The sequence below is a fragment of the Comamonas sp. SY3 genome, assembly GCF_041730275.1.
Lineage (GTDB): Bacteria > Pseudomonadota > Gammaproteobacteria > Burkholderiales > Burkholderiaceae_C > Comamonas > Comamonas sediminis.
This window is the reverse complement of sequence record NZ_JBGTYN010000017.1, coordinates 1-20,102: the sequence shown is the minus strand read 5'-3', so window position 1 is coordinate 20,102 and position 20,102 is coordinate 1. Positions and strand designations below refer to the sequence as shown.

Annotated in this window: 17 protein-coding genes and 1 pseudogene; 6 read left to right on the top strand and 12 right to left on the bottom strand. The window is 64.5% G+C overall.

The genetic code is table 11. The features are described from left to right. Nucleotides 1-6: 6 nt before the first annotated feature. The gene (locus tag ACCQ08_RS18530) at nucleotides 7-420 is read right to left on the bottom strand and encodes an acyl-CoA thioesterase (RefSeq protein ID WP_239810602.1); all 414 of its coding nucleotides are present in this window, start codon (nucleotides 418-420) and stop codon (nucleotides 7-9) included. Nucleotides 421-461: 41 nt separating this feature from the next. Here ACCQ08_RS18530 and ACCQ08_RS18525 point away from each other — a divergent pair, with 41 nt between their 5' ends. From ACCQ08_RS18525 to ACCQ08_RS18515, 3 genes and pseudogenes are all read left to right on the top strand, one after another. After that, nucleotides 462-2,291 (top strand): ABC transporter ATP-binding protein/permease, encoded by a 1,830-nt coding sequence (locus ACCQ08_RS18525; protein WP_373450603.1) that lies wholly within the window; start codon nucleotides 462-464, stop codon nucleotides 2,289-2,291. Between the two features lie 94 nt (nucleotides 2,292-2,385). Further along, a pseudogene (locus tag ACCQ08_RS18520) lies at nucleotides 2,386-2,703 on the top strand (nucleotide pyrophosphohydrolase); the annotation flags it as partial. An 18-nt stretch (nucleotides 2,704-2,721) separates the two neighbouring features. Then, nucleotides 2,722-3,957, top strand: a complete 1,236-nt coding sequence (locus ACCQ08_RS18515) for a PIN domain-containing protein (RefSeq protein ID WP_373450653.1) — start codon at nucleotides 2,722-2,724, stop codon at nucleotides 3,955-3,957. Nucleotides 3,958-3,969: 12 nt separating this feature from the next. Here ACCQ08_RS18515 and ACCQ08_RS18510 read toward each other — a convergent pair whose 3' ends face one another. The 3 genes from ACCQ08_RS18510 to ACCQ08_RS18500 all read right to left on the bottom strand — a co-directional run bounded on the left by ACCQ08_RS18510 (nucleotide 3,970) and on the right by ACCQ08_RS18500 (nucleotide 6,634). Beyond that, nucleotides 3,970-4,407: a polyhydroxyalkanoate granule-associated phasin gene (locus ACCQ08_RS18510; RefSeq protein ID WP_312417147.1), complete on the bottom strand. Its 438-nt coding sequence runs from the start codon at nucleotides 4,405-4,407 to the stop codon at nucleotides 3,970-3,972. 171 nt (nucleotides 4,408-4,578) lie between these two features. Continuing rightward, a complete protein-coding gene (locus ACCQ08_RS18505) occupies nucleotides 4,579-4,980 on the bottom strand; it encodes a DUF779 domain-containing protein (protein ID WP_373450602.1) in 402 nt (133 codons plus the stop codon). 133 nt (nucleotides 4,981-5,113) lie between these two features. After that, nucleotides 5,114-6,634, bottom strand: a complete 1,521-nt coding sequence (locus ACCQ08_RS18500; RefSeq protein ID WP_239810606.1) for an aldehyde dehydrogenase family protein — start codon at nucleotides 6,632-6,634, stop codon at nucleotides 5,114-5,116. Nucleotides 6,635-6,931: 297 nt separating this feature from the next. On the opposite strand from ACCQ08_RS18500, the gene ACCQ08_RS18495 reads away from it, so the two are divergent. Continuing rightward, a complete protein-coding gene (locus tag ACCQ08_RS18495; protein ID WP_373450601.1) occupies nucleotides 6,932-8,914 on the top strand; it encodes a sigma-54-dependent Fis family transcriptional regulator in 1,983 nt (660 codons plus the stop codon). 59 nt (nucleotides 8,915-8,973) lie between these two features. Continuing rightward, nucleotides 8,974-9,819 (top strand): creatininase family protein, encoded by an 846-nt coding sequence (locus ACCQ08_RS18490; RefSeq protein WP_373450600.1) that lies wholly within the window; start codon nucleotides 8,974-8,976, stop codon nucleotides 9,817-9,819. An 18-nt stretch (nucleotides 9,820-9,837) separates the two neighbouring features. On the opposite strand, the gene ACCQ08_RS18485 is transcribed toward ACCQ08_RS18490, so the two are convergent. The 7 genes from ACCQ08_RS18485 to ACCQ08_RS18455 form a co-directional block, all read right to left on the bottom strand. Then, nucleotides 9,838-10,806 carry a threonine dehydratase gene (locus tag ACCQ08_RS18485; protein WP_373450599.1) on the bottom strand — a complete coding sequence of 323 codons (969 nt, stop codon included), beginning with the start codon at nucleotides 10,804-10,806 and terminating at the stop codon, nucleotides 9,838-9,840. 32 nt (nucleotides 10,807-10,838) lie between these two features. Continuing rightward, nucleotides 10,839-11,531, bottom strand: coding sequence for a VOC family protein (locus ACCQ08_RS18480; protein WP_373450598.1), 693 nt, complete (start codon nucleotides 11,529-11,531; stop codon nucleotides 10,839-10,841). After that, entirely contained in the window at nucleotides 11,528-12,466 is a 939-nt protein-coding gene (locus ACCQ08_RS18475) for a PhzF family phenazine biosynthesis protein (RefSeq protein ID WP_312417166.1), read from the bottom strand. Before ACCQ08_RS18475 ends, ACCQ08_RS18480 begins: the two co-directional genes overlap by 4 nt. Nucleotides 12,467-12,488: 22 nt before the next feature. Continuing rightward, nucleotides 12,489-13,382, bottom strand: a complete 894-nt coding sequence (locus tag ACCQ08_RS18470; RefSeq protein WP_373450597.1) for a PhzF family phenazine biosynthesis protein — start codon at nucleotides 13,380-13,382, stop codon at nucleotides 12,489-12,491. A gap of 72 nt (nucleotides 13,383-13,454) precedes the next feature. After that, nucleotides 13,455-14,096 carry a glutathione S-transferase family protein gene (locus tag ACCQ08_RS18465; protein ID WP_373450596.1) on the bottom strand — a complete coding sequence of 214 codons (642 nt, stop codon included), beginning with the start codon at nucleotides 14,094-14,096 and terminating at the stop codon, nucleotides 13,455-13,457. An 88-nt stretch (nucleotides 14,097-14,184) separates the two neighbouring features. Continuing rightward, nucleotides 14,185-15,372: a PLP-dependent aminotransferase family protein gene (locus tag ACCQ08_RS18460; RefSeq protein WP_369460961.1), complete on the bottom strand. Its 1,188-nt coding sequence runs from the start codon at nucleotides 15,370-15,372 to the stop codon at nucleotides 14,185-14,187. A gap of 267 nt (nucleotides 15,373-15,639) precedes the next feature. Further along, entirely contained in the window at nucleotides 15,640-16,236 is a 597-nt protein-coding gene (locus ACCQ08_RS18455; protein WP_239812843.1) for a LysE family translocator, read from the bottom strand. Nucleotides 16,237-16,472: 236 nt separating this feature from the next. On the opposite strand from ACCQ08_RS18455, the gene ACCQ08_RS18450 reads away from it, so the two are divergent. Then, nucleotides 16,473-17,933 carry a PLP-dependent aminotransferase family protein gene (locus ACCQ08_RS18450; protein WP_373450595.1) on the top strand — a complete coding sequence of 487 codons (1,461 nt, stop codon included), beginning with the start codon at nucleotides 16,473-16,475 and terminating at the stop codon, nucleotides 17,931-17,933. 28 nt (nucleotides 17,934-17,961) lie between these two features. On the opposite strand, the gene abc-f is transcribed toward ACCQ08_RS18450, so the two are convergent. After that, nucleotides 17,962-19,866, bottom strand: coding sequence for a ribosomal protection-like ABC-F family protein (gene abc-f, locus ACCQ08_RS18445; RefSeq protein ID WP_373450594.1), 1,905 nt, complete (start codon nucleotides 19,864-19,866; stop codon nucleotides 17,962-17,964). Nucleotides 19,867-20,102: the final 236 nt, after the last annotated feature.

Genomic DNA, 20,102 nt, shown 5'->3' with positions numbered 1-20,102 from the left:
TGGCAATCAGACTGGCAGCGGCGGCACGGTGCGGGGATGGCCTTCGTCATCGATGGCGACATAGGTCAGGGTCGCCTCGGTCACCTTGAAGAACTGGCCCTGCTTGGACAGGCGCTCGGCAAATACCTCGACCTGGACCGTCATCGACGTGGTGCCCACGCGTACCAGCTTGGCGTAGAACGACAGGATGTCGCCGACACGCACCGGCTGCTTGAAGATGAACTCATTGACCGCCACGGTGACGGTGCGGCCGCGCGAATGGCGCAGCGGCAGCACCGAGCCGCCCAGATCCACCTGCGACATGACCCAGCCACCAAAGATATCGCCGTTGGCATTGCAGTCAGCAGGCATGGGAACAACGCGCAAAACCAGCTCTTTGTCCTGGGGAAGCTCGTTGGATGCAGTGCGTGGGGTATTCATGGTCACAATGGAGGTCTATAACAAACCCACCATTGTCTCCGATGCGACGTTATGCCGAGGCGCCCGCCGCCACAAGCCCTACCCCCCATGATGGGAAAACTCTGACCGCTGGCGACGGCCGCACCTTGAAGCGCCTGTTGCCATATCTATGGACCTACAAGTGGCGCGTGCTGGCCGCCCTGGTGCTGATGGTGGGGGCCAAGGTCGCTAATGTCGGGGTGCCGGTGCTGCTCAAGCATGTGGTGGATGCGCTCGACATCCGCCCTGGCAACCCGCAGGCCTTGCTGGTGGTGCCGGTGGGCTTGCTGCTGGCCTATGGGGGGCTGCGGCTGCTGACCTCGGTGTTTGGCGAGCTGCGCGAGCTGGTGTTCTCCAAGGCCACGCAGGGCGCCGCACGGGCGATTGCGCTGCAGACCTTCGAACATCTGCATGCGATGAGCCTGCGCTTTCATCTGGAGCGCCAGACCGGCGGCATGACCCGCGACATCGAGCGCGGGGTCAAAGGCGTCGAGTCGCTCATCTCGTACTCGCTCTACAGCATCGTGCCCACGTTGATCGAGCTGGCGCTGGTGCTGGGCATTCTGGCCGTGCAGTTCGACATCTGGTTCGCCATCATCACCATCGTGGCGCTCACGGTCTACATCACGTTCACCGTCGTGGTCACCCAGTGGCGCACGCATTTTCGGCGCGAGGCCAACCTGATCGATTCCGCGGCGCACAGCAAGGCCATCGACTCGCTGCTGAACTACGAGACGGTGAAGTACTTCAACAACGAGGCCTTTGAAGCCCAGCGCTACGACGGGGATCTGGAGAAGCTGCGCCGCTCGCGCCTCAAAAGCCAAAGCAGCCTGAGCCTGCTCAACAGCGGCCAGCAGCTGATCATTGCGGTGGCCTTGGTAGCCATGCTCTGGCGCGCCACCCAGGGCGTTGTCGATGGCCGGTTGAGCCTGGGCGATCTGGTGATGATCAATGCCTTCATGATCCAGCTCTACATTCCGCTCAATTTTCTGGGCACCCTGTACCGCGAGATCAAGCAAAGCCTGACCGACCTGGACCGCATGTTTGTGCTGATGGACCAGCAGCGCGAAGTGGCCGATGCCCCGGCCGCCCAACCACTGGCGCTGCAGGCCGAGCCCGAGCTGCGCTTTGACGATGTGCATTTTGCCTACCACCCGGACCGACCCATTCTGCAGGGCCTGAGCTTTGTCGTGCCTGCGGGCAAGACCGTTGCCGTGGTGGGCCCCTCGGGCGCCGGCAAATCCACGTTGGCGCGGCTGATCTTCCGCTTCTACGATGTGCAGTCGGGCGCCATCCGCATTGCCGGCCAGGACATCCGCGATCTGACCCAGGACAGCCTGCGCCGCGCCATCGGCATCGTGCCGCCGGACACCGTGCTGTTCAACGACACCGTCGCCTACAACATCGCCTATGGCCGCCCGGGTGCCTCACAAGAGGAGATCGTGCAGGCCGCGCAGGCGGCGCGCATCCACGCGATGATTGCCGCCTCGCCAGAAGGCTATGCCACCCGTGTGGGCGAGCGGGGGCTCAAACTGTCGGGCGGCGAAAAGCAGCGCGTGGCCATTGCCCGCACCCTGCTGAAAAACCCGCCCATCCTCATCTTTGACGAGGCGACCTCGGCGCTGGACTCGGCCAACGAGCGCGCCATTCAGCAGGAACTGCAAAAGGCCGCGCAGGGCAAGACCACCTTGGTGATCGCCCACCGCCTGTCCACCGTGGTGGACGCGCATGAAATCCTGGTGATGGAAGCGGGCCGCATTGTGGAGCGCGGCACCCATGCGCAGCTGCTGGCGCTGGGCGCGCGCTATGCAAGCATGTGGGCCCTGCAGCGCACGGATAAGCAAACACCATAATTGGTAGCTGCCTGCGGTAGTTGAATGCCACGGCTTTCGTACCTGGATCGGAGTCGATTCAAGCGTAGACAGCTATCAGGACAAAGGAGTCTCCATGGACATATCCGCCTTGCAAGAACGTTTGCGCTGCTTTGCTGCCGCCCGTGACTGGCAGCCCTACCATGCGCCCAAGAACCTAGCGATGGCGCTGATGGTGGAGACGGCGGAGTTGATGGAACTGTTCCAGTGGAGCACTTTGACCGAGTCCCGTGGCCTCACACGCGACCCTGTTCAGAAAGAACGGGTGGCCGATGAGATCGCCGACGTGCTGCTGTACTTGCTGCAGTTGGCAGACCACACACAGGTGAATATTGAGGAGGCGGTGGAAGCCAAGCTGCAAAAAAATGCCGAAAAACATCCAGCCAAGCACCCGGATAAGGAGAAGCAACCAGTGGGCAAGCGCGTGCATTTGCTGGTTGACTGGGAGAACGTGCAGCGCGAAGGCCAAGCACTGAAAGCCTTGGTGCCTGAGGCCCGCCATGTCTGGTTGCTGCACGGCCCTTCGCAGAAGGTCGATACCAGCAGTCATATTGAGTGCTTTGATGAGGCGCGGGTCGTGACGGTTCCGCGCTCCGGATCCGGCAAGAATGCGCTGGATTTTCAGCTTTGTTTCTATGCCGGATATCTCTCGTCGAGCCGAAAGGGCGATGAGTTCGTGATCGTCTCCAATGACAAGGGCTATGACGCGATGGTGGAGCATGCGAGGCTGCTGAAGTTCGCAGTGCGGCGCATTGAGTACCGCAAGGCGGCAGTTGTGGCGCCGATGAAAACGGGGCCGGTAAAAAAGTTGCCAGCAGCCCTCAACCCTTTGCCTCCTAGCGCTGCGCAGATAGCTTGGCGTCTTATCACGCACCGCAGAATTAGTGGAGCATGGGGCCAGCCGTGGTCCGCTGAAGACATGTATGCCACCGCTGTCAGCTTAATCAGAGAGCCTATTCCCGCGAAAGCCCAGCTCGCCCAACGCGCGTGCGCTTTGGCGCATCTGCGAATCAAATTACAGGGTTCAGAGCGTATGGCGAGCCCAGGGTTGGGACGTACAGCCGTTGTCGCGCCCTGCAGTGATGGCAGTGAACGGGTTGCCAGTGCAGTTGGTAAAGGAATGGCTCAAGGGTATGCCCCGCCACTAGCACCCGCTCCCGTCGAGGCTGCTTCACTCTCACAGAAATCGGTGCCAGCGCTGGTTACAGCTGGCGCCAAACGGGTCGCCAGCTCCTTGCAAAAGATGCATGCAAACCTGCCAAGTACACAAGCCGCCTTGCTACAGACGATTCGGACGGTCACTGCACAGCTTGAACATGTGCCCGACCTGACAGAGCAGGTCTTAGCAGCGCTAGTTCGGCGTCAGGATGTGCAATGTCTGCCCGACGGCAAGCGAGTGCGATTTCCCCGGCTGGAAGCGGCTAGAAAGAAAGCACTCCCGACGCAGGCAACAGGCCAGCCAAAGCAGGTGCCACGAAAGCCGGCGCTGAAGAAGGTGGCGGCTAAAAAGGCGGTTGCTAAACCAGTCGTTAAAAAGGCGCCCGCAAAATCTGCTACCAAAAAAGTGACGCAAAAAAGCAGCGCTAAAAAATCACCGGTTTCAGCATTAACGCCGCCAGCGAAGCAGCGCAACCAGGCGCAGCAGTAATGGGCAGAGGGATTAACGCTTGCTGCGCGACAGCCGCTTGGCATTGCGCACGGCCTTGGCATGCACTGGCGTCAGGCCGGCGTCGAGCACATCGGTGACCGCCTGCACCTGCTGCGTCACCATGCGCGAGGTGGCCTTGCCCACGCCAAAGGCGGCGAGCGGGTTGCTGCTGCTGGGTGCCAGCATCGGTGTGGTGCACAGGCTGGCGGCGGTTTGCCAGTAGGAGGTACAGGCCTGGGTCCACATGCCCATCCAGGACTCGTAGAAGGCCACCACCTTTTCGCTGCCCATGCGGTAGAACTCCTGCTGGTCGCGGGCAGATGGATGGGTGCCGGCGAGCATCATCCGGCCCACGCGCTGTGCGACCACCTGCGGCGCAGCCAGACTGAGCTCCAGGCTTTTGTGGGCCAGATTCTGGACCTTGGCTTGGGTTTTGTGTTGGGCGTTCATGGTATCCACAGCGGAGTTGGTACTGGGGAAATTGTAGAAAGTAATGAAGAATGCTGCATTGCAACAATTTCACCCGCCTGTGCCCATGGTTTTTATGCAAGTCTTTGAATTAATGCGTTTATCTCTTGTTTTGCACCAAAGTTGTGCGGTAGGTCTGCGGCTTGCCAAGGCCTAGGACGGCGCATTGTTTGCAATGCGCTGCGCATCCTGTTGCGCCAGCGCTGCCAACTCGGCCTCGTTAAACACCCGCGAGCGGGTATGGAAGGCCTTGCCCTCGGGTCCTTCGAGCGAGAAGGTGCCGCCGCCGTGGGTGTCGATCACATCGATGATGAGCTGGGTGTGCTTCCAGTACGCGTACTGGGAGGTGCTCATGTAAAACGGGCAGCCACCAATATCGCCCAGGTAGACATCGCCCTGGCCGATGGTCAGCTCGCCCAGCAGGTAGCAGTTGGCTGCGCTGTTGTCGCAGCAGCCGCCCGATTGGTGAAACATCAGGCCAGGGCCATGCTTGTCTTTGAGCAGGGCAATCAGTGCTTGCGCGGCCGGGGTGGCCACCACTTTCTCCACAACCATCATGCTGTCTCCGGTGATGGCAGGCGAGGCTGGGCCGGGCCTGCGGTGAAGGGATTGCCCAGGCGGCGTGCGTGGCCCCGGCCCCTGCTGCGGATGCAGTGGAGGCCGGGCACACCGCCCAGCACACCGATTATTAGAAGAAGCCCAGCTTGTTTTCAGAGTAGGACACCAACAGATTCTTGGTCTGCTGGTAGTGGTCCAGCATCATCTTGTGGTTCTCACGGCCGATGCCCGATTCCTTGTAACCGCCAAAGGCGGCGTGGGCGGGGTAGTGGTGGTAGCAGTTGGTCCACACGCGGCCCGCCTTGATCGCGCGGCCCATGCGGTAGGCCAGATTGCCATTGCGCGTCCAGACGCCAGCGCCCAGACCGTACAAGGTATCGTTGGCCAGCTCCAGCGCTTCTTCTTCGGTCTTGAAGGTGGTGACGGCCAGCACCGGGCCAAAGATCTCTTCTTGGAAGATGCGCATCTTGTTGTGGCCCTTGAACACGGTGGGCTGCACGTAGTAGCCGCCTTCCAGATCGCCGCCCAGCTTGGCTTCGGCGCCGCCGATCAGCACCTCGGCGCCTTCCTGGCGGCCCAGGTCCAGGTAGCTGCTGATCTTGATCAGCTGCTCCTTGCTGGCCTGCGCACCCATCATGCTGTCGGTGTCCAGTGGGTTGCCGTGTTTGATGGCGGCAATGCGCTTGAGCACCTTTTCCATGAAGCGGTCATAGATGGATTCATGGATCAGTGCGCGGCTGGGGCAGGTGCAGACCTCGCCCTGGTTGAAGGCAAACAGCACCAGCCCTTCGATCGCCTTGTCCAGGAAGGCGTCGTCATGGTCCATCACATCGGCGAAGAACACATTGGGCGACTTGCCGCCCAGCTCCAGGGTAGCGGGGATCAGGTTGTTGGCGGCGGCCTGGGCGATGACGCGGCCCGTGCTGGTCGATCCGGTAAAGGCGATCTTGGCGATGCGCTTGCTGTTGGCCAGCGGCATGCCCGCCTCCCGGCCGTAGCCGTTGACCACATTGAGCACGCCGGCGGGCAGCAGGTCCTCGATGAGCTCGATGAGAATCAGCAAGCCGATGGGCGTGGATTCGGCCGGCTTGAGCACCACGCAGTTGCCTGCGGCAAGGGCGGGGGCCAGCTTCCAGGCGGCCATCAGGATGGGGAAGTTCCAGGGAATGATCTGGCCGACGACGCCCAATGGCTCATGGTAGTGGTAGGCCACGGTGGTGTTGTCGATCTCGCTGATGCCGCCTTCCTGCGCCCGCAGCGCGCCGGCAAAGTAGCGGAAGTGGTCGGCCGCCAGCGGAATATCGGCATTGAGCGTCTCGCGGATCGCCTTGCCGTTGTCCACGGTTTCGGCATAGGCCAGCAGTTCGGTGTTGGCGTCGATGCGGTCGGCAATCTGCAGCAGCACATTGGAGCGCTCGGCGGCCGATTTCTTGCCCCAGGCGTCTGCCGCTGCATGCGCGGCATCCAGTGCCAGCTCCACGTCTTCAGCCGTCGAGCGTGCGGCCTGCGTGTAGACCTGGCCATTGATCGGCGAGACCACGTCAAAGTACTGGCCCTTGACGGGCGCCTTCCACTGGCCGCCGATGAAGTTGTTGTACTGCTTCTTGTAGCTGATCTTGGCGCCCGATTGGCCGGGAAATACGTATTGCATGGTTTGTCTCCTTGGAAATTGGATGTCTCAAGCTGATTCGCGCCGCTGGCAAAGCCGCTGAAGGCACGAGTCACCAGGGACATATCAAGATGCATGCCAGCGTGAAAAGCGCGGCAAGTGCTTGATTTGTCTCAGTCTGATAGCGCGCAATGGCAGCCGCTGGTACAGCGCCGGACAGTGCAGGTGTTCCAATCTGGAACAGTCGGACAGCGTCATGGCTATTCGCGGCTTCCCCGAGCGGCTGCTTTCCTATACTGTCCCCATGGGCCTGCGCAGACAGGCTTGCAAGGAGACGACATGGATCCCCAGATCACCTCCCAGGTGCTGCGTCAGGCACGGGTGCATTTGTTGGCACATGGTGAATGCCCGCCCGGGGCCGTGCAGGCGCGCATTGCCAGCTCCTGGGAACGCAGTCTGCGCGCAGGGGTGCAACCCGTTGGCCGTGTCTCTGGCGGCGATCCGCTGACGGGGACCGAAATGCGCCAGGTGCTCACCCGCAGCGAAGATCTGCTCGCCATTGCCCGGCCGGTGATGGACTATGTGTTCGAGCAGATCCAGGACAGCCACAGCATGGTCATCCTGGCCAATGCCCAGAGCACCTTGCTGCACACCTTGGGCGATGCCCCGTTTCTGAACAAGGCCGAGCGGGTGGCGCTGCGCAGTGGTGCGATCTGGACCGAAGAGGCGCGCGGCACCAACGCGATCGGCACGGCACTGGTGGAGGCCACACCGCTGCGCGTCGAAGGCGCGGAGCACTTTCTGGAAGCCAACAGCTTTTTGAACTGCGCGGCCTCGCCCATCTTCAGCGCCCAGGGCCAACTGCTGGGCGTGCTCGATATCTCCGGCGACCAGCGGCTGGCCCAGGCCCATACCCTGGGGCTGGCCACCACTGCGGCCCGCATGATCGAAAACCGCTGGCTGCTGGCGCGCCACCAGCGCGACTGGCGCATGCATTTCCACACCCAGGCCGAAGGGGTGGGCACCGCCGCCGAAGGCATTCTGGCGCTGGCGCCGGATGGCTTGCTGTTGGGCGGCAACCGCGCGGCCATGCAAAGCCTCAAGATCGCCCCCGCCGACTGGGGCCATCTGCACTGGGATGACATCAGCGCCATGCCGTTGCGCGACTGGCTGGCCCGGGGCCACAGCCACACCGAACGCCTGCACCTGGCGGCCCTGCACACCGGCCGCAGCGTGTTTGCGCGCCTGGTGCTGCCCCTGCAAGCCACAGCGGCAGCCGCTACGCCAGCTGTGCTGAGCAGCGATCGCGCTGTCCGTGCGCCGCTGGCGGCGGCGCCTCTGCGGCCTGCGCCCGATGCGCTGGCCCAGCTCGACACCGGCGACCCGACCTGGCGCGCTGCCGCAGAGCGTGGCCGGCGCACCTTGGGCAAGGGCATTGCCTTACTGGTGCAGGGCGAATCGGGCGTCGGCAAGGAGCTGTTTGCCCGCGCCTTGCATGACAGCAGCGCGCGCCATGCCGGGCCTTTTGTGGCCATCAACTGTGCGGCCATTCCAGAGCATTTGATCGAGGCCGAACTGTTTGGCTACGAGTCAGGAGCTTTTACCGGTGCCCGGCGCGATGGCCAACTGGGCCGTCTGCGCGAGGCCCAGGGCGGCACCTTGTTCCTTGACGAAATCGGCGATATGCCGCTGGCGCTGCAAACCCGCTTGCTGCGCGTGCTGCAGGAGCGCAGCATCACGCCGCTGGGGGGCGGCAAGGCCCAGCAGCTGGACTTTGCTTTGGTCTGCGCCACCCACCACCAGCTGCGCGAGGCCGTGGCGCAAGGGCGCTTTCGGGCCGATCTGTTCTACCGCATCCATGGCCTGGCCTTGCAGTTGCCCGCGCTGCGCGAGCGCAGCGACCGCGAGGCCATCACCCGCCGCTTGCTGGACCAGTTCAACCCCGGCCAGTCGGTCAGGCTGCACCCCGATCTGGCCTTTGCGATGGCGCACTACCCCTGGCCCGGCAACCTGCGCGAATATGCCAACGCGCTGCAGACCGCATCGGCGCTGCTGCTGCCCGGTGAGGACACGATTGGCTGGTCCCAGCTCTCGGACGATCTGGCGCAGGAGCTGCTGCGCTACCGCGAAGGCGCGCCGATGGCGGTAGCTGCTTTGGCGGCGCAAGCGCAGCCGCCCAGCCTGCCGGCCACCGATCTGAAAACCCTCTCCCATGCTGCCATTGCCCAGATGCTGCAGCAGTGCCGGGGCAATGTGTCGCAGGCGGCCAAGCTGCTGGGCATCAGCCGGCAGACCCTGTACCGCCGGCTCAAGGCGGCTTAGCATGGCCTAAGATAGCGCTTCGCCGGCACATGGTGTGCCGCCTGTTTGTTGGAATACCCATGCCCGCCTCTGAAAACGCTGCTGTCGCCCCCTGGTCTTCCCGATTCTGGGCCGATATCAGCACGCGCGAATTTGCCCAGGCGCAGACCAGCGGCCTCGCAGCCAGCACGGTGGCAGTGCTGCCGGTGGGCGCGGTGGAGCAGCATGGCCCGCATTTGCCGGTCTCCGTCGATGCCACCTTGCTGCAAGGCATTGTGGTGGCGGCGCTGCCCCTGCTGCCGGCCGATGTGCCGGTGCTGGTGCTGCCGGCGCAGAACATCGGTCTGAGTACCGAGCACCTGAACTTTCCCGGCACCCTGAGCCTGCCGCCCAAGCTCATCATCGATCTCTGGACGGCGCTGGGTCAGGCGGTAGCGCGGGCCGGCATCCGCAAGCTGCTGATGTTCAACACCCATGGCGGGCAGGTGGCGGTGATGGATATCGTCGCGCGCGAGCTGCGCATGGCCCATGGCATGCTGGTCTACAGCAGCAGCTGGGGCGGGCTGCCGTTGCCGGCCGAAGTGACGGGCTTGTTCAGCGCCGAGGAGCACCGCTTTGGCATCCATGGCGGCGAGGTGGAAACCTCGATGATGCTGCACCTCGCACCTGCGCAGGTGGACATGGCGCAGGCGGACTGTTTCCATTCCACGTCGCAGGACCGGGCGCGGAGCTTTGCGATTGTGGGCAACGGCAAGAGCGCCAAGATGGGCTGGGCGATGGAAGACTACAACCCCTGCGGCGCCGTCGGCAATGCCGCTGGCGCCACGGCAGACAAGGGCCGCGCGGTGGTCGAGGCAGCGGCCCATCAACTGGCCTTGCTGCTGCAGGAGATCCACCAGCTGGAGTGGACAGTAGCTCCCCGCTGAAGTCTTACACGCGCAGAATCAGCCGCCCAGCACCTGGCTGAACAGGGCCGCATCCACATTGCCGCCGGTCAGCGCCAGACCCATGGTCTGGCCGGCGATCAGCTCGCGCTCCTGCAGCGCGGCGGCCAGCGCAGCGGCACCTGCGCCTTCGGCGACATTGTGGGTATCGGTGAACAGGCAGCGCATGGCTTCGCGCACTTCGTCGTCGCTGACGGCCACCAGGTGGTCAAGGTGCTGGCGCAGCACGGGCAGGGCCATCGGGTCGGCGCGGCGCACGGCCATGCCGTCGGCAATCTCGGTGCTGACCACCGCCTCGACCACCTCACCGGCGGCGATGGAATCGCGGTAGGTGGTGGCGCCGGTGCTGATCACCCCGACAATGCGCACCGGATGCTGCAAGGCCAGCTTGGCAGCCACGGCCGCACAGGCGCCCGAGCCCAGGCCAATCGGCACATAGACGGTCTGCAAATGCGGCACGGCGCGCAAAAACTCCCACCAGTAGGTGCTGACGCCGCTGACCAGGTCCGGGTGGTAGCTGGGCACCATATGGGCGCCGTTCTGCTCAGCCAATGCAATCGCGTGCTCGCGGGCGGACTGGAAGTCGTCGCCGTGCTCGATCAGCTCCGCACCCAGCGAACGCATCGCCATGTTCTTCTCGACCGAGTTGCCATGGGGCACGACGATGGTGCAGCGCACGCCATGGCTGCGCGCGGCCCAGGCGATGCTCTGGCCGTGGTTGCCGCGCGTGGCGCTGATTACCTGGGCGGGCAGGTTGCCGCGCGCGGCCATCTGCGCGAAATAGGCCAGGCCGCCCCGGATCTTGAATGCGCCCACCGGCGTGTGGTTCTCATGCTTGAGCCAGCACTCGGCCCCCAGGCGTTCGCCCAGCAGCTGCCAGCGGTACTGCGGCGTGGCCTGGAACTCCCGGTAGACGATGCGGGAGGCGGCTTCAATCTCGGCGAGGCTGGGAAGGGAGATGGCTTGCATAGATCAGAAAAGAGAGTGCGTTGAAGAGCGGATCAGAGAGGGCTGCGCAGCTGCACCGGCCCCTTGGGCGTGTGCAAATCGGCGACCAGCGCCGGCGTGGGGGCATGCGCTACCTGCAAGGCGGGGTGGCTGCCCAGGCCCAGGGCCTGCAGCGCGGTGTGCAGGGCTGCGGCATCGGGGTGCAGCAGTTGCAGCTGCTGCAGTGCGACGCCCTTGTCCGCCAAGTTGGCTTCCGGGTGCTGGTTCCCCCATTCAATCAATGTGGGCAGCAGGCCTTGGAGCAGGCGCTGGCCATCGGGGCGCAAGCCAATCTGCCAGGCCAGCAGGCCCCGGGGCGTTTGCCGGCTGGCGGCCTGGGGCGTGCCGGCCGCATGGCCGAGCGCGCGCAAGGCTTTGGTGGCCTGGGTGATGCCGTTGACGCGTGCGACCCAGTGGGTCAGCTGCGGCCCCTGGCTGCGCACCTGCGCCTGCAGCGCGCTGTCGTCCATGTCAAACCAGCGGCGGTGGCTGCTGGGCGCCTGGCCTTGCGGGTCGACCGCGATGATCTCCAGGTAGCTGGCCGCAAAGGCGGGGCTGCTGATGCGCAGCAGGCGGTTGTGGGTGCCCATGAAGGCATGCTGGCCGCCTGCGTCAGGCGTCACGCCCAAAGTCGCCTCGCACCAGGCCAGGCCTTCATCCAGGCTGGCCGCCATGACGACGAGGTGGTCCAGGGTGGCATGGCTCACAGCAGCACCTCGCCCCGGATGCCGGCGGACACATGGCCGCCGACCCAGACCTGGCCGGCCGCATCTTGCGCGATGTTGACGATGCCGCTGCGGTCCAGGTTGATGCCCTGGCTGGCCACATAGGGGGCCTGCAGATGGCCATCGGCCAGCAGCCACTGCGCCAGGCTGGCGTTGAGGCTGCCGGTGATCGGGTCTTCGCTGAGGCTGGTGCCGGCGTTGAACCAGACGCGCACCTCCACGTCGGCCTCCGCTGCACGCGGCGCCTGGCCCGAGGCGCTGTCAAAGGCACGCGCCTCGCGGCTGGCGCGGCCGATCAGCGTCTTGCCCGCTTGCGGGTACAGCGCCGCCACGGCCAATTCCATGCCCAGGCCATGCAGCGCCGTCAGATCGGGCTGCATCGCGAGGATGGTGTCAGGGTCGTCCAGCAGCAGGGCCCAGAACTCGGGTCCGTTGTTGAGCTTTTGGCGGGCCAGCACCTGGCCTGCCTGTAGACCGGTAGCCTGCAGCACCGGGGCCAGTTCTGCATCTGCAATCTCGCTGCGGCTGAGCGACGGGGCGGCAAAGGCCAGGCGACCGCTGCGCGCGTCCTGCTGCAAGGGCACCAGGCCCTTGGCGCATTCCTGCACCACGCGGCCGGCTTGCTGCGGCTGGCCACCGGCTGCCAGCCAGGCGTGGCAACTGCCCAAGGTGGGGTGGCCGGCAAAAGGCAGCTCGCCGCCGGGGGTGAAGATGCGCACCCGGTAGTCCGCACCCTGGGCACGGCCCTCGGGTGTGGGTGGCAGCAAAAAGGTGGTTTCGGACAGGTTGGTCCAGCGGGCAAAGGCCTGCATGGCCTCATCGCCCAGGCCTTCGCTGTCCAGCACCACGGCCAGCGGGTTGCCACGGTAGGCGGTTTCGGAAAACACATCGACCTGCATAAAGGCGCGTGTACGCATGGGAACTTCCTTTCTTCAGTATTCACAGAATGACCTGGCCTGTCAGCACGCTGTGCACCTGGCCCTGTACCCAGATCTGGCCTTGCGCATCGGCCACCAGGCGCATGCGGCCCGCGCGGCCGATGGCTGCCCCTTGTTGCACGCGGTACGGCAAGGCGATATGGCCGGCAGCGCCGAGCCACTGGGCCAGGCTGGCATTGAGGCTGCCGGTGGCTGGGTCTTCGGCGATGCCATGGGCGGTCAAGGTGATGCCGCGCACTTCCAGCACTGGCTCTGCCGCCATCGCCCCGCTGCTGGGTGTGTGGATGGCGCAGAGGCCGGCTTTGACGCCCAGTGTCCGCAGCGCCACCGCGTTGGGCTGGGCGCGTGGCAGCATATCGGTGCTGCGCATCAGCAAACCCATCCAGCGCGATCCGTTGTCCAGCCACTGCGCGGCGAGCAGGTCATCGGCCTGCAAGGCCAATGCGGCCAACACCTGTGCCTGCAGACCGGCAGGCACCTCGCTGCGCTGCAGCGGTGGCGCGGCAAAGGCCAGGCCTGCGTGGTCCATGCCGCTCGCAGAGGAAGAGCGTTGGATGCTGACCAGGCCCTTGGCACATTCCTGCACCACCGCCTGCGCCTGGCGCGGCGTACCGCCCGCGTTGAGCCAGGCCTGGCAACTGCCCAAGGTCGGGTGGCCGGCAAAGGCCAGCTCGCCTGCCGGGGTGAAGATGCGCAGCCGGTAGTCAGCGCCACATGCGGCCCCCTCGGGCGTGGGCGGCAGCACAAAGGTGGTTTCGGACAGGTTGGTCCAGCGGGCAAAGTCCAGCATGGCCGCGTCGCCAATGCCTTCGCCATCGAGCACCACGGCAAGCGCATTGCCTTGCAGCGCATGGTGGGCAAATACATCGAGCTGGGCAAAGCGGCGTGGCTGCATGGTAGGGGGGTGGAGGGAAAAAAAGCAGGGCGCGCCGTGGTGGCGCGCTGCGGGGCGCGGGTTGGGCGGCGCTTACTCGATCGTGATGTCCAGCACGCCCCGGCTGGCCGGGCGGGCCAGCATCGCGGCAAACCAGCGTTCCACATGCGGGTAGTGGGGCCGCTGGTAGGCGGCGGCGGGCAGGTTCCACCAGCGGTGCACCTCGCAGGCCACGGGGATGTCGGCCATGCCGAACTGCGCGCCTTGCAGATAAGGGCGGCTGGCCAGATGGCGGTCCAGCAGTTGCAGCAAGGGCTCCATCGCGGCGATGGACGCGGCGATCTTTTGCGCATCGCGCTGCTCGGGTGCGGTGCGGATAAGCTGGATAAAGGCATCGCGCCCGGCGGGGTTCATCGTCGTTTGCTGCCAATCCATCCAGCGCTCGGCATCAAAGCGCTGGGCCAGCGCTGCCGGGTAGAGCACACCGGGCGAGTAGCGGGCGCAGAGGTAGCGCACGATCACGTTGGATTCGAACAGGGTCAGCTGCATGGCGCCTTCGCCGTCTTCGATCACCGGCACCATCGCATTGGGGTTGCGGGCCAGGTACTCGGGCGTCTGCGTGCCGCCGAACTTGCCGCCGGTGTCTATGCGCTCAAACGCAATGCCCACTTCCTGCGCGGCCCAGACGGCCTTGCGCACATTGATCGAGCTGATGCGGCCCCAGATTTTCAGCATGTGTCTTCCTTAGTGTGTGCTGCGTGGTGGTGTGGTGGCCAGAGAGCCTGCCTTGCGGGCCTGCTCTCTGGCGATGTGGCCTGCTGGCTTACCGGGCGGCCAACGTGGCCCGCACCGTATCGGCCAGTGCCTTGATGGCGATATGGATCTGCTCTTCCGAGGCCGTCACATAGGACAGGCGCATCGTGCGGTTGTCAGGCTGGCTGGCATAGAAGGCGCTGCCGGGCACATAGGCCACATTGCGCTCGACGGCAGCTGGCAGCATGGCAACGGTGTCAATGCCTTCAGGCATGCGCACCCAGAGGAACATGCCGCCCGTGGGCGTGGTCCACTGCACATCCAGGTCGGCGAAATGCGTGCGCAGTGCGGCCAGCATTGCATCGCGCTGCTTTTTGTAGAGCGCGCGGATGGTGGGCACATGCTGGTCCAGAAAGCCGCTTTGCACCACCTCGGCCACCATGCGCTGGTTGAAGGTGGGCGTGTGCAGATCGGCCGCCTGTTTGGCCTGCAGCAGCTTGCTATAGACCGCCTTGGGTGCCACCACATAGCCCAGGCGCAGGCCCGGTGCCAGCACTTTGGAGAAGGAGCCCAGGTACACGCCGCCTTCCGGGTTGCGGGCCGTCAGTGGGGCGGGCGGCGCCTGGTCGTACCAGAGGTCGCCGTAGGGGTTGTCCTCCAGAAATGGGATGCCCAAGGTGGCCAGGCGGTCCACCACAGCCTGGCGGCGGGCCTCGTCCATGCTGCGGCCGGTGGGGTTCTGAAAGTTGGGCAGCAGGTAGACCATGCGTGCCTTGTCCGCGCCCTCGCCCGCCTTGCGCGCCAGGTCGTCGGGGATCACGCCATGGTCATCGCTGTCCACGCCCACCACCCGGGGCTGCTGGGGCGAGAAGGCCTGCAGGGCTCCCAGATAGGTCGGCGTCTCCACCAGAAGGCGGCTGCCCTCGTCGAGCAGGATCTTGCCCATCAAATCCAGGCCCTGCTGGGAGCCGGTGGTGATCAGCACCTGGTCGGGGCTGACGTCCCAGGGCAGTTGCTTGGCCACAAACTCGCGCAATGGCGCATAGCCTTCGCTGGCGGCGTATTGCAGTGCAGACGCACCGTCCTGCAGCAGTACCTTGTCGGCTGCTTCCTTGAAGGCAGCGATCGGGAAGGTCTTGGGGGAGGGCAAGCCACCGGCCAGGCTGATGATGCCGGGCTTCTCGGTCACTTTCAGGATCTCGCGGATCACCGAGGGGTTCATGCTGGCGGCGCGTTTGGCCAAGGTCCAGTTCGTCATCATTTCCTCATCTCTTTGACAGGCAGCCGGGGCGACAGCGCCCTGGCCGGGGTGGGGGTGGATGCAGCGCAGAGCCACCGCAGGTTGGAATGGTGGCAGTGGCCGGGCGTCTGGGGTTGGGCACGGCGGGCGGACACTGCCGGCAGGCTTTTGGCCTGCATGGTTCTTTGCAGGGGCAGGCCAGCGCACAGGCCTGCCGGTGGGACTTTGATTGTCCAATTAGTAGAGGGCTAGTGGGCAGCGGCACAGACTTTATTACCTGCAGGCTCAGGCCTTGACCATCCATACCGCCGTCAGCACCAGGATCAGCGCCATCGCCCGGTTGAACCAGAGCAGACGCTGGCCCTGGGCCAGCCAGCTGCGCAGCAGCGCGCCGACCGAGGCATACAGAAAGTTGCTGGCAAAGGCGTAAAACAGCATCACCGGCAGCACAATCGCCAGACGCGCCAACGCATCCTGAAAGCCGACAATCCAGCCCGCGACAATGGCCAGCGCCAACAGCCAGGCCTTGACGTTGACAAACTGCAAGCCGACGGCCTGCCAAAAACCGAGCAGGTGGCCGTTCTTGGTCTCGGCCAGTTGGCCGCTGCGGCTGAGTTTGTAGGCCAGCCAGACCAGGTACACAATGCCGACGGCCTTGATGGCGCCTTTGAGGGCGGGCGCTGCCATCACCAACGCACCCACGCCGCTGGCGCACAGCAGCAGCAACGCGCCCCAGCCCATGGGCACGCCCCAGACAAAGCGCATGGCGGACTTGAGACCCCAGTTCGCGCCCATCGCAGCGGCCATCGTCGTGTTGGGCCCGGGGGTAAAGCTCATGGCCGTGGCCAGAACCAGAAATGCGCTGAACTCTACGGCGGTCATTGTCGTTGTCATGGTGATCGTGTCCACTGCCTTCGGGGAGGCCCATCATGCACCGGCGCTGCCAGCTTTCGGCGGAGCGAAGGCGCAGGCCAGTTGCAGCGGAGACAGCCGGGACCTTGGGGGCAGGCTTGCCTCAAATAATGTAGCTTTGATAGCAATACAGTTACAGTACAGACAGAAAATCAATACCATGAACTGTATTGGTGCCAAAACCGGTACATCTCCCCTCTATTGCCATGCTGACCCGCGACACCACCCATACCCTGACCGAGCAACTGGCGGCGCGCTTTGCAGAACGCATCCGATCGCGCCTGTTACCAGCCGGTGCACGCCTGCCATCGGTGCGGGCCTGTGCCGCCCAGCAAAGCGTCAGCCCCTATACCGTGGTCGCCGCCTATGATTTGCTGCAGGCCCAGGGCTTGGTGGAGGCGCGCCGCCAGCGCGGCTTCTACGTGCGCGACTATGTCGCCAAGGCCGTGGTTACAATGCCTTCCGCACCGCCGGTGGCCAAGGACAGGACCTTGAAGGACGCGGTGTCGCTGCCGGCCGCATCGGCCCGCATCAATGCGACCTCGCTCATTCGCGGCATGATGCACAAGGCCACGCATCCGCAGCCGGGTGCCGGCATGTTCCCGCCCGAATGGCTGCAGAACCAGTTTCTGCAATCGGCGCTGCGCAAGGTCGTGGGTTCGGACGCGCTGCATGCCATGCACTGGAGCTACGGCGCGCCCATGGGCGATGAGCTGCTGCGCGCGCTGCTGGCCGATCGCCTCAAGGAACTGGGCTTGCCGGTGGGGATGAAGCAGGTGATGACCACGATGGGCGCAACCCAGGGCCTGGACATTGTCAGCCGCACCTTGCTGAAGGCGGGCGATGCGGTGATGGTCGAAGAGCCTGGTTGGTCGGTAGAGTTTGCCCGGCTGGCGGCGCTGGGCATGCAGGTGCTGCCGGTGCCGCGCGGGCCCGATGGCCCGGATCTGGCCGTCATGCGCCATTACTGCGAGACCCATGCGCCCAAGCTGTATGTCAGCGTCAGCGTGCTGCACAACCCCACCAGCTACAGCCTGCACCCGGCAGCGGCCCACCAGGTGCTGCAGCTGGCGCAGTCCTTCAATTTCTATATTGTTGAGGACGACACCTACAGCCATATCGCACCCGAGCATGCCACCCGGCTCAGCGTGCTGGATGGCCTCCAGCGCAGCATCTATGTGAGTGGCTTTGCCAAGATACTGGCGCCCAACTGGCGCGTCGGCTATATGGTGGCGCCACCGGATCTGGTGGACCGCATGCTGGACACCAAGCTGCTGTCCACCTTGACCAGCCCGGCGCTGATGGAGCGCGCGATGGCGCTGTGCATCGAAAACGGCCAGCTGCGGCGCCATATCGAGCGCATGCGCAGCCGCCTGGTGCAGGCGCGCAAGCACAGCGTGCCGCTGGCGCTGGAGTCCGGCTGCCGCTTTGTCACCGAGCCCGCAGGCATGTTCGGCTGGGTGGATACCGGCATGGATACCGAGGTACTGGCCCAGCGCATGCTCGATGAAAACTACCTGATTGCGCCCGGTAGCCTCTTCCATGCGAGCCGCCAGCCATCCACCTTGATGCGCATCAACTATGCCTGCACGCAGGACCCGAGCTTCTGGCGGGTCTACCAGCAGGTGCGTGCCGAGTTTCCGCAGGCTGAGCCCATGCCGCGCTGAGCCGCAGAGGGCTGAGCGCGGCGCTGGATCAGCTGGCCAGCTCTTCCCAGCGCATCAAGGCTTCGAGCAGCTGCTCTTCAATGGCGGCATCGCGCTGCTGCAACTGCATCGCCTGGCCGTAGTCCTTGGTGTAGAGGCTGCCATCAGCCAGCTTGGCCTGGATATCCTTTTGCTCGGCTTCCAGCTCGGCGATGCGGGCCGGCAAGGTATCCAGGTCGCGCTGGTCCTTGTAGCTGAGCTTGCGCTTGGGCTGTGCGCTGGGCACAGCTGCTGCAGCGGGCGCTGGCGCGGCGGCCTTGGTCTCCTTGGCTTGCTTGCTGGCCTGGGCAGCGTCGCGCTGCTCGGCAATCTCACGCGAGCGGCGCGACTGGATCAGCCAGTCCTGTACCGAGCCTTCGTACTCGCGCCAATGGCCATCACCTTCGGCGGCGATGATGCTGGTGACCACGTTGTCCAAAAAGGTCCGGTCATGGCTGACCAGGAAGACGGTGCCGTCGTACTGCTGCAGCAAGTCTTCCAGCAGGTCCAGGGTGTCGATGTCCAGGTCATTGGTCGGCTCGTCCAGCACCAGCACATTGGCCGGGCGGGCAAACAAGCGGGCCAGCAGCAAGCGGTTGCGCTCGCCACCCGACAGGGAGCGCACTGGCGAGTGCGCGCGTGCGGGCGAGAACAGGAAATCGCTCAGGTAGCTTTTCACATGCTTGCGCTGGTTGCCGATCTCGATCCATTCGCTGCCCGGGCTGATGAAGTCCTCCAGGGTCGCATCCAGATTGATCGCATCGCGCATCTGGTCAAAATACGCTACCTGCAGGTTGGCGCCCTGGCGGATCGTGCCGCTGTCTGCAGCCAACTCGCCCAGAATCATCTTCAGCAAGGTGGTCTTGCCGGCGCCGTTGGGGCCGAGCAGACCGATCTTGTCGCCGCGCAGCACCGTGGTGCTGAAGTTGCGCACAATGGTCCGGTCGCCAAAACGCTTGCTGACGTCGGTCAGCTCCGCCACGATCTTGCCTTGGTAGGCACTGCCCACGCCCGAGGCAATGTCCATCTTCACGCTGCCCTGGGCGGTGCGGCGTGCCGCATGTTCGCTGCGCATTACCTTGAGCCGCTCGATCCGGCTCTGGCTGCGGGTGCGGCGGGCTTCGACACCCTTGCGGATCCAAATCTCTTCCTGGGCCAGCAATTTATCGGCCTTGGCATTGATCACCGACTCTTGTGCCAGCTGCTCCTGCTTTTGCACCACGTACTGCGCAAAGTTGCCGGGGTAGCTGCGCAGCTGGCCACGGTCCAGCTCCACGATGCGGGTCGCCACCGCATCCAGAAAGGAGCGATCGTGGGTAATAGTGATGATGCTGCCCTTGAACTCCTTGAGCAGGTCTTCCAGCCAGGCGATGGAGTCCAGATCCAGGTGGTTGGTCGGCTCATCGAGAAACAGCACATCGGGGCGCAATACCAGCGCCTGGGCCAGCGCCACGCGCTTTTTCACACCGCCGGACAGATTGCCGACGACTGCTTGTGGGTCCAGGTGCAGGCGCTGCAGAGTTTCTTCCACGCGCTGCTCCCAGTTCCAGGCATCAAAGGCCTCGATCTGGGACTGCAGGGCATCCAGGTCTTCGCCGTCTTCGGCGGCAAAGTAACGGTCACGGATGGCAGTCACTTCCGCCAGGCCGTCAGAGGCTGCTTCAAAGATCGTGTGTTCCAGGTTCAGGTTGGGTTCCTGGGCCACATAGGCGATGCGCAAGCCGTTCTGCAATTGCAGTTGGCCGTCATCGGCCTTCTCCATGCCGGCGAGAATCTTCAGCAGCGAGGACTTGCCTGCGCCATTGCGGCCAATGAGGCCAACCCGCTCCTGGGACTCCAGGGCGAAGTCTGCGTGGTCCAGTAAGGCAACGTGGCCAAAGGCCAGTTGCGCGTCTAATAAGGTAATCAATGCCATGTTGGCGCCATTATCGGGTGCGCGCCAACAGCGGCCCGGTTGCAGGGGGATCGGCGCCGGCAGGCGCTGCATCTGCTGCCATGGCCCTGCGTCGTCATCTGTAGGTCATGCAGATGCGGTTCAATCAGAAATTTTCGCCAACTGCGTGACGCCCCGGGAAAACGCCTATACAATAGCGGCTATCGACAGCACGATGCCTTGCAAAGCTGCCAGACTCGAAAGAGGGCGGTTCGCAA

Excerpts from the sequence above, each read along its gene's own strand:
- ACCQ08_RS18530 (WP_239810602.1), bottom strand. The coding sequence starts at position 420 with ATGAATACCCCACGCACTGCATCCAACGAGCTTCCCCAGGACAAAGAG.
- ACCQ08_RS18525 (WP_373450603.1), top strand. The coding sequence starts at position 462 with ATGCGACGTTATGCCGAGGCGCCCGCCGCCACAAGCCCTACCCCCCAT.
- ACCQ08_RS18510 (WP_312417147.1), bottom strand. The coding sequence starts at position 4,407 with ATGAACGCCCAACACAAAACCCAAGCCAAGGTCCAGAATCTGGCCCAC.
- ACCQ08_RS18505 (WP_373450602.1), bottom strand. The coding sequence starts at position 4,980 with ATGGTTGTGGAGAAAGTGGTGGCCACCCCGGCCGCGCAAGCACTGATT.
- ACCQ08_RS18500 (WP_239810606.1), bottom strand. The coding sequence starts at position 6,634 with ATGCAATACGTATTTCCCGGCCAATCGGGCGCCAAGATCAGCTACAAG.
- ACCQ08_RS18495 (WP_373450601.1), top strand. The coding sequence starts at position 6,932 with ATGGATCCCCAGATCACCTCCCAGGTGCTGCGTCAGGCACGGGTGCAT.
- ACCQ08_RS18490 (WP_373450600.1), top strand. The coding sequence starts at position 8,974 with ATGCCCGCCTCTGAAAACGCTGCTGTCGCCCCCTGGTCTTCCCGATTC.
- ACCQ08_RS18485 (WP_373450599.1), bottom strand. The coding sequence starts at position 10,806 with ATGCAAGCCATCTCCCTTCCCAGCCTCGCCGAGATTGAAGCCGCCTCC.
- ACCQ08_RS18475 (WP_312417166.1), bottom strand. The coding sequence starts at position 12,466 with ATGCGTACACGCGCCTTTATGCAGGTCGATGTGTTTTCCGAAACCGCC.
- ACCQ08_RS18470 (WP_373450597.1), bottom strand. The coding sequence starts at position 13,382 with ATGCAGCCACGCCGCTTTGCCCAGCTCGATGTATTTGCCCACCATGCG.
- ACCQ08_RS18465 (WP_373450596.1), bottom strand. The coding sequence starts at position 14,096 with ATGCTGAAAATCTGGGGCCGCATCAGCTCGATCAATGTGCGCAAGGCC.
- ACCQ08_RS18460 (WP_369460961.1), bottom strand. The coding sequence starts at position 15,372 with ATGACGAACTGGACCTTGGCCAAACGCGCCGCCAGCATGAACCCCTCG.
- ACCQ08_RS18455 (WP_239812843.1), bottom strand. The coding sequence starts at position 16,236 with ATGACCGCCGTAGAGTTCAGCGCATTTCTGGTTCTGGCCACGGCCATG.
- ACCQ08_RS18450 (WP_373450595.1), top strand. The coding sequence starts at position 16,473 with ATGCTGACCCGCGACACCACCCATACCCTGACCGAGCAACTGGCGGCG.
- abc-f (WP_373450594.1), bottom strand. The coding sequence starts at position 19,866 with ATGGCATTGATTACCTTATTAGACGCGCAACTGGCCTTTGGCCACGTT.